The sequence below is a fragment of the Novosphingobium sp. genome, from assembly GCF_032093395.1.
GTDB lineage: Bacteria > Pseudomonadota > Alphaproteobacteria > Sphingomonadales > Sphingomonadaceae > Novosphingobium.
In genome coordinates this window covers 1-11743 of record NZ_DAMDBA010000114.1, presented here as the reverse complement: position 1 = coordinate 11743, position 11743 = coordinate 1, and the positions used below count along the sequence as shown (strand labels likewise).

Annotated in this window: 11 protein-coding genes; 1 reads left to right on the top strand and 10 read right to left on the bottom strand. The window is 63.3% G+C overall.

Translation table 11 applies throughout. The features are described 5' to 3' along the window. The coding region (locus RT424_RS22690; protein WP_313442864.1) for a glutamate--tRNA ligase family protein at positions 1-123 on the bottom strand (123 nt) is incomplete at its 3' end. Positions 124-152: 29 nt separating this feature from the next. On the opposite strand from RT424_RS22690, the gene RT424_RS22685 reads away from it, so the two are divergent. Beyond that, positions 153-2354, top strand: a complete 2202-nt coding sequence (locus tag RT424_RS22685; RefSeq protein ID WP_313442859.1) for a ComEC/Rec2 family competence protein — start codon at positions 153-155, stop codon at positions 2352-2354. 55 nt (positions 2355-2409) lie between these two features. Here the strand turns inward: RT424_RS22685 and lexA are convergent, their stop codons facing one another. From lexA to RT424_RS22640, 9 genes are all read right to left on the bottom strand, one after another. Next, a complete protein-coding gene (gene lexA, locus RT424_RS22680) occupies positions 2410-3087 on the bottom strand; it encodes a transcriptional repressor LexA (RefSeq protein ID WP_313442857.1) in 678 nt (225 codons plus the stop codon). 131 nt (positions 3088-3218) lie between these two features. Further along, positions 3219-4433: a molybdopterin molybdotransferase MoeA gene (locus tag RT424_RS22675; protein WP_313442854.1), complete on the bottom strand. Its 1215-nt coding sequence runs from the start codon at positions 4431-4433 to the stop codon at positions 3219-3221. Then, the gene (gene moaC, locus RT424_RS22670; RefSeq protein ID WP_313442852.1) at positions 4430-4915 is read right to left on the bottom strand and encodes a cyclic pyranopterin monophosphate synthase MoaC; all 486 of its coding nucleotides are present in this window, start codon (positions 4913-4915) and stop codon (positions 4430-4432) included. Before moaC ends, RT424_RS22675 begins: the two co-directional genes overlap by 4 nt. A 43-nt stretch (positions 4916-4958) precedes the next feature. Beyond that, a complete protein-coding gene (gene trpC / locus RT424_RS22665) occupies positions 4959-5750 on the bottom strand; it encodes an indole-3-glycerol phosphate synthase TrpC (protein ID WP_313442861.1) in 792 nt (263 codons plus the stop codon). Positions 5751-5773: 23 nt separating this feature from the next. Next, complete coding sequence (gene trpD, locus RT424_RS22660; RefSeq protein WP_313442850.1) at positions 5774-6778, bottom strand: anthranilate phosphoribosyltransferase; 1005 nt, start codon at positions 6776-6778, stop codon at positions 5774-5776. Beyond that, entirely contained in the window at positions 6775-7371 is a 597-nt protein-coding gene (locus tag RT424_RS22655) for an aminodeoxychorismate/anthranilate synthase component II (RefSeq protein ID WP_313442848.1), read from the bottom strand. Before RT424_RS22655 ends, trpD begins: the two co-directional genes overlap by 4 nt. Then, positions 7368-8171 carry a phosphodiester glycosidase family protein gene (locus RT424_RS22650; RefSeq protein WP_313442846.1) on the bottom strand — a complete coding sequence of 268 codons (804 nt, stop codon included), beginning with the start codon at positions 8169-8171 and terminating at the stop codon, positions 7368-7370. The genes RT424_RS22655 and RT424_RS22650 overlap by 4 nt, the downstream gene beginning before the upstream one ends. Next, positions 8168-9679: an anthranilate synthase component I gene (gene trpE / locus RT424_RS22645; protein WP_313442844.1), complete on the bottom strand. Its 1512-nt coding sequence runs from the start codon at positions 9677-9679 to the stop codon at positions 8168-8170. Before trpE ends, RT424_RS22650 begins: the two co-directional genes overlap by 4 nt. A gap of 24 nt (positions 9680-9703) precedes the next feature. Then, the gene (locus tag RT424_RS22640; protein WP_313442842.1) at positions 9704-11674 is read right to left on the bottom strand and encodes a SurA N-terminal domain-containing protein; all 1971 of its coding nucleotides are present in this window, start codon (positions 11672-11674) and stop codon (positions 9704-9706) included. Between the last annotated feature and the right edge of the window lie 69 nt (positions 11675-11743).

Below are 11743 nucleotides of genomic sequence, written 5' to 3'. Positions count from 1 at the left end.
CAGCCAGTTGAAGAGTGCGGTACGAGCCCCACCGATGTGGAGATATCCCGTGGGCGAGGGGGCAAAGCGCGTTACAACGGTCTTGCCTGCCGCCGCTTCGCCCGATGCACTGCCGCTTGCCATTGTAAAAACCTTCCTGTCCTATGCTCACCATGGTCAGCAACGCCGCCACGATGGTCGATTTCGAGCCCCCGGCTATAACCGGAGGCGCTGCATTGCAGCATCGCCCATGGATCAGCCAGAGCCACTTGTCGAGGAGTTTGGCCGGTGTCGAGTGTTTTCTTTCCAACAGCGGTTTCGCGCGGGCGCCGTGGCTGACAGTTGCCTTCGGAACCGGCATAATTGCGTGGTTTTCCTTGGCTCAAGCAGAAGTCTGGGCAGGCGTTTGCGTAGTATGCGTCTTGATTGCGGTTTTTTCACGAAGCCGGCAGAATGAGCTTTCTCGTTTCCCCTATATCGGAAGGGCGATTTTCGCACTCTCGCTCATGGTGCTGGCGGGTTGTCTGACGATCTGGACTCGATCGGAAATCATCGGACAAGCCGCAATCTCTCGGCCTGTCGCAGGCCTATTTACAGCACGCGTATTGGAGCGGGAAGAGCAACCGGCCTTGGAGCGCGTCCGCCTGGTGCTGGCGTTGCGTTATCCGGAAAGCCGTCGTGCGATCAAAGTTCGGATGAACGTTCCTGCTTCATGGGTGGGCGATCGTGTTACGAGCGGCACGCTCATTCGCTTCCGTGGCAGGCTTTCGCCTCCGGCATCGGCTATGTTTCCCGGCGGCTATGACTTCGCACGATCAGCATGGTTTTCGGGATTTTCGGCAACGGGAAGGATCAACTCACCGATTGAGGTTCTGGCTCAGGGTGCCGGCGGCGACTGGATTGCGCGACAGCGCCTGGCGCTTTCGAAGCACATCAACCGGCAACTTCCCGGCTCCGCGGGTGGTATCGCCGCGGCGTTAACCACGGGAGACATGGGCGCGATCGGCAAGGACGATGCGCAAGCGATGCGCGACGCGGGCCTCGCGCACCTGCTGTCGATCAGCGGGCTTCACGTCAGCGCGGCGATCGGGTGCATATATTTCCTGGTGCTGCGTTCTTTGGCCCTGTTTCCCGCGATCGCCTTGAGAGTACGGCTTCCGATCCTCGCAGCGGTGATGGGCGCGCTTGCGGGCATAGGCTATACGCTGCTTAGCGGCTCGCAGGTGCCGACCGTACGATCCTGCCTGAGCGCGTTGCTGGTGCTGGCGGCACTGGCTTTGGGGCGCCAAGCCCTATCGATGCGCTTGCTGGCGGCAGCGGCCTTCCTTGTTCTGCTGATCTGGCCCGAGTCGGTAATCGGCCCCAGTTTTCAGATGAGCTTCGCTGCTGTGATGGTCCTGGTGGCGCTGAGCGACTCCGCACCGATCAAGCAATGGCTGGCACCGCGAGATGAAGCGATTTCAGCCAAGACGCTCCGCAGTTTCGCACTCATGCTTGTCATGGGTATCGCCATCGAGGCGGCGCTGATGCCGATCGGGATGTACCATTTCCATCGCGCGGGGTTCTACGGAGCTTTTGCGAACCTTCTGGCGATTCCTCTGACGACTCTGGTCGTCATGCCCCTGGTCGCGTTGGCGCTGGCATTAGATGTCGTGGGTTTTGGGGCGCCGATCTGGTGGCTGGCACACCATGCGGTGGATGCATTGCTGGAGATTGCCCGATGGGTCGCCGCGCAGCCGGGTGCTGTAAAGGTGCTGCCGCGCATGGGAGAATGGCATTTTATGCTATTCGTGGTCGGAGGGCTGTGGCTTTGTCTGGTTCAAAGCTCTGCACGTCTCTGGGGATTGGCAGCAATAGCGGCCGGATACCTTGGGCTGATGATGATCCAGGCGCCGGACGTCATGATTTCTGGCGACGGCCATCACGTGGCATGGATCGATCCCGCCAGCGAACGCCTTGTTACCTTACGCGACAGTTCGAGCGACTATGCCTTGGACAACATCATGGAGGCAGCCGGCGCCCTGGATGCTCCGGAATTGATGCGACCGACCTCCCAGCCCAAGTGCAACGAAGATTTTTGTAAAGTGGCGCTGAAGGACGGCTATTCCACACGCCATCTTCTGATCGCCAGAGGGAATCTGCCCGTACCGGAAGATGCCTTGGCAGAGGCTTGCGCGCGATCGGATATCGTCATCGCGCACCGCCGCTTGCCCACTACATGCCGTCCCAAATGGCTAAAGATCGATAGACGAATGCTGGACCGTACGGGAGGCATCACGATTGACTTGAAAAACCGTCGATTGACATCAGTAGCCGAGACGCAGGGCGACCATGGCTGGTGGCGTAATGGCGTGCTCCAGCATGTGCAACGCTAGCTGAGGTGGCTATATCGGACAGGCAGGGAGGACGTTCAGTCCCCCCTCCTGCCGATCAGTGATACCGGCGCAGCAAACCCGCGAGCTTGCCTTGAACCTCGACTTCGTCCGGCCCGTAGATCTGAGGTTCATAGGCCGCATTTGCCGGGTCAAGCCGAACCATTCCGTCTTCCCGCCGCAGGTACTTCAGCGTAGCTTCTTCCCCACGTATAAGCGCGACCACGATCTCGCCGTCCCGTGCGGTAGTGGTGCGCTTCACCAGCGCAAAATCTCCATCCAGAATTCCCGCTTCCACCATCGAATCCCCCGACACTTCGAGGGCGTAATGGTCGCCAGAACCCAGAAGTGCAGCGGGTACCGGTAGCGAGGACTGCCCTTCCAGCGCCTCGATGGGAACACCGGCTGCGATGCGGCCGTGGAGGGGGATTTCTATGACGTCGTTCGCCGGACGGCCAATCGCCGGTGCGCGAGACGTTATCTCCTTGGCGGACGCCGGCTTGGCCGGCTTGCTCGTTGCATCTTCAGGCTGGCGAAGCACTTCGAGCGCTCTGGCGCGGTTGGGAAGGCGGCGGATGAATCCCCGCTCTTCAAGCGCCGAGATCAGCCGGTGAACACCCGACTTGGACTTGAGATCGAGAGCTTCCTTCATTTCCTCGAAACTGGGGGAAATGCCGCTTTCCTCAAGCCGGACCTGGATGAACCGGAGCAACTCGTGCTGCTTGCGCGTCAACATCTGCTTAGCCTCATGTGTTCTGCGGCACTTGGCCCAATCCCGTCCGACGAACAGCCTTGTCAGGCCGGCGGCCGTTCAAGTATCGCATTCGTGAACATTGAGGGAACAATTATGCAACGAACAGGGTATCGTCAAGCAATACCGCCATTTTGGAGCAAGAACATCTGAACCGTGTCCCCCACTTCCGCGCACGCGGCCTGCGCTGGGCGATCGATTAGCACGTTGCTGGCTGCGAGCGACGACAGGGCTCCGCTATCCTGGAGCGATAGAGCGTGCACCGTCTCTCCGTCCCAACAGCCCCTCACGAACTCACGACGCGCACTGCCGGGTTGGAGCGGCTGCGATAGCCGGGCCGTAATCGGCCTGGCAAGCGCTCCGGACGCGCCAGAAAGCGCGCGCAGCACCGGAAGCACGAAGAGGTAGGCCGTTACGAGGCTGGAAACCGGGTTGCCCGGCAAGCCGATGACGATCTGCTTGCGGGCGCCTTGTCTGCGGGTTGCGACGAGCAGCGGCTTGCCCGGCTTGATCGCCACGCGCCAGAAATCGATATCGGCGCCCCAGGCTTTCAGCGCGGGACGAAGGAGATCGTGGTCGCCAACCGAAGCTCCGCCACTGGTGACGATGACATCGGCATCCTGAGCCGATGAAAAAGCGGCCACGATGGCGTCGATATCGTCGGGGATCGGTCCATTTCGCTTTGCGTCTACCGGAACGCTGCGTGCGAGCGCCGCAAGCATAGCGCCGTTGCTGGCGGGAATCTGATGATCCCCGCAAGCTTCCGGATCGGCCGAAAGTTCGTCGCCGCTGTCGATCACGGCAAGTCGGGGCAACCGTCGAATTGGCAAGTGACGATGGCCCGAGGCGATCGCGAGCCCGATCTGTGCCGGTCCCAACAAAGATCCTGCGGCGAGCAGAGGGGCGCCGTTCTGGAAGTCCAGGCCCTTGGCACGAATATGCTTGTTCCCCGGCGAGGGGGCGTCGCCGGTGAGGGTGAGGTCGTCTCCTTCGCGGGTCAGGTCTTCCTGAACTATCACGGCGCCGGCACCTGCGGGGAGCAAGGCTCCGGTCGAGATACGCACCGCCTGTCCCCTGGCGATCGTGCCTGCGAAAGGATGGCCAGCGGCGCTTTCCCCGATCACTTTCCAGGGGCCGGCAAGATCCCCCGGGCTTACGGCATAACCGTCCATCGCGGACATATCCGCCATGGGCTGGCAGCGTCGGGCGAGAAGCGGCGCTGCAAGATAACGACCGGCAGCGCTTTCGACATCGACGTGTTCGATAGGGAGAGGTTCGACAAGGGCGATGAGCCTCGCCTGCGCTTCCTCGAGAAGCATCGGCGGCGTCATCGCGACAGATCCTCGGCCTTCCAGTGCCCGGATTTGCCGCCGAGCTTTTCGATCAGGCGGATCTCGCCGATGACCATGGCCTTGTCGAGCGCCTTGGCCATGTCGTAAATTGTCAGAAGGGCAATGGAAGTAGCTGTAATCGCTTCCATTTCAACGCCCGTCCTGCCGGTGAGCGAAACCGTGGCCCTGGCCTCTATCGCTGCTTCCTCGAAAGTGAAATCGACGTTGACGGCGTCGATAAGGAGCGGATGGCACATCGGGACAAGCTCGGAAGTCTTCTTGGCCGCTATGATTCCAGCAATGCGTGCAGTCCCCAGGACATCGCCTTTCGGTGCGTCTCCAGCGCGGATGGCGGCGAGCGCCGAGGCGGCCATGGTGATCCGCCCCGATGCGACGGCGACACGGCGCGTTTCCTGTTTCGCGCCGACATCCACCATCCGTGCGGTTCCTTCAGCGTCGATGTGCGTGAGAGACTTGCTCATGTAAACCCCTGGAACCAGCGACCGGACAGGCAGGAAAGGAAGCTCAGCTTCCGGAAAGCAGCCGCCGGGTTGCCGCTTCGACGTCCGTTTCGCGCATCAGGCTTTCACCTACCAGGAACGTGCGAGCCCCACAGGCAGAGAGGCGTTCGAGATCCTGGTGGCCGTTGATGCCGCTCTCGCTGACAAGAAGGGTTCCCGGCGGGGCAAGCGGAGCAAGCCGTTCCGTCGTTCCGATGTCGGTCACGAAGCGCTTCAGGTCTCGGTTGTTGACGCCGATCAGGCGGGATTTCAACCGGCCAGCGCGTTCCATTTCGGCCTCGTTGTGAACTTCGACGAGGCAGTCCATCCCGCGCTCCAGGGCAGCCGCCTCGATCTCCGCCATGAGCACGTCGTCCAGGGCGGCAACGATGATCAGGATCGCATCGGCGCCCATCGAACGGGATTCGGCCACCTGCCAGGGGTCCACCATGAAATCCTTGCGGATCACCGGCAGCGAGCAGGCCGCGCGGGCATCGACAAGGAAATCCTCGTGGCCCTGGAAATAGATGGCGTCCGTCAGCACGGACAGACATGCCGCTCCGCCGCGCTCGTAAGCAATCGCGTGTTCGGCGGGCCTGAAATCGGCCCTAATCAAACCTTTGGAAGGAGATGCTTTCTTGATTTCCGCAATGAGCGCAAACCCGGATACGGCTTTGCGTCGCAGCGCGGCTTCGAAACCCCGCGGGGCGCTCTGTTCCGTCGCGCGTGCGTCGAGATCTTCGATAGTGGCGAACCCTTTGCGGGTTTGCACTTCGACGCGCTTGGTATCGCAGATTTCAGTGAGCTTGTCGGACATGGGTACCTCGAAGGCGCGGCGGCTCAGGGCCGAAGCGCGGAAATCCAGCAATTGAGCAGGGCATTCGCAAGGCCCTTGTCGATAGCCTCGGCGGCTTCCTCCACGCCTTCGCGCCAGGTCTCGACTTCGCCGGCGACGATCAGCGCCCCGGCAGCGTTGAGAAGGACCGCATCCCGATAGGGTCCATGCTCGCCCAGCAGCAGGCGGCGTAGAGCTTCGGCATTATAGGCTGCGTCGCCGCCGCGGATCGCGCCGACCGGGGAGACAGGAAGCCCTGCATCCTCCGGCGAGACACGGCGCATGGAAAGTTCGCCGCTTTTGATCTCGGCCACTTCGTTGCCGCCCGCCAGACTCAACTCGTCCAGCCCCTCGTCGCCCGAAATGACAAAGGAGTGATCGCTGCCCAGGTGCATCAGCGCTTCGGCATAGATCGGCACATAGGCGGGGCGGGCAATGCCCACAAGTTGGCGGGTGACATTGGCGGGATTGGCCAGCGGGCCCATGAGATTGAAGATCGTACGCCGGCCGATCGCCTTGCGGAGCGGCATGATCTTGCCCATCGCCGGATGATGGCGCGCCGCGAAGAGGAAGCAGATGCCGAGATCGCCCAACGTCTCTTCGGCGGTTTCGGCGGCTCGATCGAGATTGAGGCCGAGGGCTTCCAGCGTATCGGCCGCACCCGCCTTGGAACTGGCGGCACGGTTACCATGCTTGGCGACAGGAACGCCGCAGGCCGCAACCACCAGCGAAACCGCCGTTGATACGTTCAGCGTGTGATGGCCGTCTCCCCCGGTGCCGCAGACATCGATGGCATTAGCGGGAGCGGCGATCGGGATCATCCGGGTGCGCATGGCCCGCGCGGCACCCGCAATCTCGCTGGCGGTCTCGCCGCGCTCGGTCAGCGCGATCAGAAACCGGACGATCGTCTCGTCCTCGACCTTGCCGTCGAGGATCAGGCCGAAGGCATGCTCGGCTTCGGATTCTTCGATCGGATGAAGCGGATCGGGAAGGGTGGTGCGAACCGTCATGCCGCGATCCTGCCGGGCAGCCTTGCGTCGATGCCGCAAACCTTGAGGAAGTTCGCCAGCATGGCGTGGCCATGTTCGGTGGCGATGCTTTCGGGATGGAACTGCACGCCGTGGATGGGCAGTTCGGCGTGGCGGAACCCCATTACATGGCCATCGTCGGAGCGCGCGTTAACCTTCAGGACATCCGGAATATCCTCGACGATCAGCGAGTGATAGCGGGTTGCCGTGAAGGGCGAGGGGATGCCTGCGAACACGCCCGTGTCGTCATGCGTGACCGGGGATGTCTTGCCGTGCATCAACCCGCCGCGAACGACCTTCCCGCCGAAATACTGCCCGATCGACTGATGCCCGAGGCATACCCCGAGCAAGGGCTTTCCGGCCTTGGCGGCCGCGGCGACGAGGTCGAGACTGATACCAGCCTCGTTCGGCGTGCAAGGCCCCGGCGACAGGAGAAAGCCTTGGGCACCGCTTGCAATGGCCTGGGCCGCAGTTATTGCGTCGTTGCGGACGACCTCCACTTCCGCGCCCAATTCCATCACGTAATGGACCAGGTTCCAGGTGAAGCTGTCGTAGTTGTCGATGACGAGGATCATCTTGTGCCTTTCGCCGCTTTCTCGACGACGATCAAGGGGCCGAGCGGTGGTCCGCCATCCACCCGCCCGTGCTCCGGATCCCAGAGCGACGATACGCTGCCGTCGAGGAACAGCGCATTGGGGCAATTCAGGGCATCTCGAAAATAGCGTGCGAGCTTGCCGAAGGATACCGGCTCGTCCGAAATGACGAAATGCGCGCGGCCCTGGCGATCGACGCCCACGCCGTTGCGGAGCTTTTTCGATTCGCCATCGGGGTCGATCTTCGGATGAAGCTTGCCGTCGATCACCAGCATCGGTCCCGATTGGGTTCCGAAGTCGGGTCGGTTGGAAACCGTCTTCGCGAACGATGTAGTCGTCCGCACGGACCATTTTCCGGCCGCATCGCCGTAGAAGACGCCGTTTGGCTGGAGATGGAAGTTACCCCGGCCTTCGTTGGTGTTGAGCTTGTGCCCGCGAACGCCGTTTTCGACGTAATAGCCGATAGGTTGCCCGTCCTGATCGAACATGCCCCCGTTCATGGCGAAGGCGACCGCATGGTTCTTGCCCGGCCGGTCTACGGCCAGCTGCGACAGGCTGCGATAGGGCGGCTTGCCCGATGGGCCGAGGACCATGTGAATGGTATGGCGGGCGGGATCCGCCAGGCAATGGGTGAAGGAGGCGTCTTCGAACGTCGCGCCGTTGCAGGCGGGCGGCCGCGGCGCGGCTGCTTCCTGCTTCGCATCGCCCGACGAGCAGGCGGCGAGGAACAGCGCCGCCGCGGCGGGCAGAAACAGCGAGGCCGCGGCGGCGGCCCGCTTCATTGTCCGAAGCCCGGCTCCCCGGCGACGCGCACGGCTTCGCGGGCGGCGGCGAACAGCGCGCCGGACTTGGCCTCGCATTCGCGCTGTTCATAGGCAGGATCGCTGTCGGCCACGATCCCGGCGCCGGCCTGGACGTGGAGGATGCCGTCTTTAAGCACACCGGTGCGCAGAACGATGCAGGAATCGACGGAACCGTCCGGCGCGAAATAACCCACGCCCCCGGCATAGGCGCCGCGCGTCTCGGGCTCCAGTTCGGCGATGACCTCGCAGGCGCGGACCTTGGGAGCGCCGGAAACCGTGCCGGCCGGGAAGCCGGCGAAGACCGCGTCGATCGCGTCATGCTTCGCCGTGTCGAGCTGGCCGACCACGTTCGACACGATGTGCATGACGTGGCTGTACCGTTCGATCGTGTAACTGTCGGTCACCTCGACGGTGCCCGCAGCGGCGACACGGCCCACATCGTTGCGCCCGAGGTCGAGCAGCATGAGATGCTCGGCCCGTTCCTTGGGGTCGGCAAGCAGGCTGACTTCGTTGGCCTTGTCCTCCGAGGCGGTCTTGCCGCGCGGGCGCGTTCCGGCGATCGGCCGGATCGTGACTTCGCCTTCGCGGACGCGGACCAGTATTTCGGGGCTGGAACCGATCAGCGCGAAGCCCGGCATGTCCAGGAAGTAGAGGAATGGCGACGGATTGACGCGGCGCAGGGACCGATAGAGCGCCAGCGGCGGCAGCGGGAATTCGCAGGTGAAGCGCTGAGCCAGCACGACCTGGAAGATGTCTCCGGCCTCGATATAGTCCTTGGCGCGAAGAACCATGGATTGGTATTCCGCCGCAGTCATCGCCGGAATCTGAACCGGCTCGGCGATCTCGGTTGCTGCGGGTGCTGCCGGGGCGGGCGCCGCGAGCTTGCGCAGGGCCTCCTCGATTCGCTCCTCTGCCTGTTCCACAAGCCGTTCCGCCGCTCCCGCCTCGGGCCAGAGCGGCGCCACGCAGAACAGTTCGTCGCTCAGCCGATCGAACACGAGGATCAGCGAGGGGCGCACGAACAGCATGTCGGGCAGGGCGAGCGTGCTTTGCGGCGCGCGCGGAAGTTTCTCCACAAGGCCGATGGTCTCGTAGCCGAAGTAGCCGACCAGGCAGGCGAGGGCGGGCGGCAACTGGGGCGGCACGTCGAAGCGGCAGCTTTCGACCAGGGCGCGCAGTTCCGCCAGGGTGTCGCCCGCCAGCGGCGAGAAGGCTTCCCGGTCGGTCTGCCAGTCGCGGTTGATCTCGCAGCCGTGACCTTCGGCGCGAAACACCAGGTCGGGATCGAGGCCGATCAGGCTGTAGCGCCCGCGCGTCTCGCCGCCCTCGACCGATTCGAGCAGGAAATCGCCGCGCCCTTCCTCGAAGAGCTTGAGCGCGACGGCGACCGGGGTCTCGGTATCCGCGACGAGCTTTCGCCAGAGCAGCGCCGGCTTGCCCTCGGAGAGCTGCGCCAATGCCGCAAGGCGATCCGATTCGCGTTCCATGACCCCGGTCTTCATTGCTGTCGCTTATTCCGTGCCGGCGGTGCCGACGAGTTGATCACGTACGGCCTTGATGGCCTTTTCGTGCTTGGTGACGCCCACTTCCTTGCGGATCGCCTTGCCCAGGGCATCGGTGTAGGCCTGGCCAAGCTGGCCACCGAGTTCGCGCTGGGTACCTTCCACAAGCTGGGCCGACTCGACCTTGCCCGGCACCACATCCTTGAGCAGGACCACGAACCATCCACGGTTCTGCCCGGCGGCCTGAACCTTCACCGTGCCCTTGGCCATGTGGAACATCAGCGAAACCGGCGGGGGCACCTGGCGACCCGAGCGGAGCGCCGCAGTCAGCGTGGCGCGCGACATCGAGACCTGCTCGGCCGGCGGCAGCGTCTTGCCGGTTGCGGCTACGGCCTGCTCCAGGCTCTTGCCCTTGCGGACCTGTGCCTGGATCTGCATCGCCGCCGCCTTTGCGGCAGCACCACCCTTGTCGAGCTGCCAGGCGGTCTTCACGTCCTCGACGATTTCCTTGAGCGGAGCGGGAGCCGAAGGCGTGATCTGGGTGACGTCATAGAGGACGAAGTTGCGCTCGGCGGAAACGGGGTTGCCTTCCTGCGTAACTTGCGCGGACTGCGGCTTTTCCTGGTCCATGCCGAACGCCGTCTTCAGCACCGACTGCAACAGCGCGGGAGCGGTTTCGCCGGGCTTGCCGTAAACCACGCCGTTGGCCGTTATCGGAGCCGTCGTCTGAACCGTCGCGCCGAGCGACTTGGCCACTTCGACCAGGCTGGCGCCGTTGCCGAACTCATCCTCGATCTTGGCGAGAAGGTCGGTGAAGGCGGTGTTCTTCTTTTCGACGGCCAGTTTGGCGACGATTTCTTCCCGGGCGTCGGCAAGCGAACGCTCAGGCTTCTTCTGCTCTTCCTCGACACGGATCAGATGCCAGCCCAGCGCGCTCTTCTGCGGTGCGGTGAGCTTGCCTACCGGTGCGGCGAAAACGGCATCGGCCAGCGCTGGTGAGAACTGGCTGGAAAGCTGGTCCTTGCTGAAGAACTCCAGCTTTGCCACCGAGAGCCCCTTTTCCTTGGCCGCGACTTCCAGCGACTTGCCGCCGGCGACTTCCGCCGCGACGGCCTTGGCTGCCGCTTCTGTAGGAACGATGAGCTGCGATACCTTGCGATTGTCCTGCGCGGCGTAGAGCGCCTTGTCGGTCTGGTAGCGCTTGGCGATCTCTGCGTCGGTGGGGGCGGCGATGTCCTTAACGGCATCCTCGCCGAAGGTGGCGTAACGGATCACGCGGCGCTCCGGGCGGATGAACGCGTTCGTGTGGCTCTTGTAAAAAGCCTGAAGTTCCGCGTCGGAAGGGGCATTCGCCGGGAAAAACGCCTGCGAGGGAAGGGCTACGACCGTGCCGGAGCGGTTTTCGTCCAGCAGTGCGGCATAGCGCTTGGCGGCGAAGCTGGACATCGTGGTGCCGAACTGCGCCGGCAGCATCAGCTGCTGTGCGATCAAGCCCTGGGCGATGTCTTCGCGAAGCGACTTTTCCGAAAGACCCTGCTGACCCAGAATCTGGCGGAAGGTTGCCTGGTCGAACTTGCCGTCGACCCCCTGGAAGGCCGGTATGCGCGCGATCTCGCTATCGATGAGGCGGTCGCCGGCGACGACACCGATCTTCTTGCCGAAAAACGCGGTGGCGGTGCGGTCGATCAGTTCGTCCAGCACCTGTTCCAGCCCGCCCTGCGCGATGAGCACCTTCATGGTCATCGCGGGATCCTGAGCTTGAACGCGTGACAGCGCAGACTTGGCCGCGAGCGCGAGTTCGTTCTCCTCGACCTCGTCCTTGCCGACGGTGGCGACGGAGTTGCCGCTGGCGATGCCCCCGGAATCGCGCAGGCCAGTGAGATCGCCGCCCACGAAGGCCAGCGTGATGAGCACCAGCACCGCCAGGGCAATGCCGGCGCCGATCTTGGAACTCAGGACGTTGCGGAAGAATGAGATCATGTACCGTGCCGATCAGCGTGGAAAATTGGGTTCAAGTCAAAGCGAAGGCGCTGCCGCCGCGAGAAAACG

Coding starts and splice junctions, on each gene's coding strand:
- RT424_RS22685 (WP_313442859.1), top strand. CDS start 153: ATGGTCAGCAACGCCGCCACGATGGTCGATTTCGAGCCCCCGGCTATA.
- lexA (WP_313442857.1), bottom strand. CDS start 3,087: ATGTTGACGCGCAAGCAGCACGAGTTGCTCCGGTTCATCCAGGTCCGG.
- RT424_RS22675 (WP_313442854.1), bottom strand. CDS start 4,433: ATGACGCCGCCGATGCTTCTCGAGGAAGCGCAGGCGAGGCTCATCGCC.
- moaC (WP_313442852.1), bottom strand. CDS start 4,915: ATGAGCAAGTCTCTCACGCACATCGACGCTGAAGGAACCGCACGGATG.
- trpC (WP_313442861.1), bottom strand. CDS start 5,750: ATGTCCGACAAGCTCACTGAAATCTGCGATACCAAGCGCGTCGAAGTG.
- trpD (WP_313442850.1), bottom strand. CDS start 6,778: ATGACGGTTCGCACCACCCTTCCCGATCCGCTTCATCCGATCGAAGAA.
- RT424_RS22655 (WP_313442848.1), bottom strand. CDS start 7,371: ATGATCCTCGTCATCGACAACTACGACAGCTTCACCTGGAACCTGGTC.
- RT424_RS22650 (WP_313442846.1), bottom strand. CDS start 8,171: ATGAAGCGGGCCGCCGCCGCGGCCTCGCTGTTTCTGCCCGCCGCGGCG.
- trpE (WP_313442844.1), bottom strand. CDS start 9,679: ATGGAACGCGAATCGGATCGCCTTGCGGCATTGGCGCAGCTCTCCGAG.
- RT424_RS22640 (WP_313442842.1), bottom strand. CDS start 11,674: ATGATCTCATTCTTCCGCAACGTCCTGAGTTCCAAGATCGGCGCCGGC.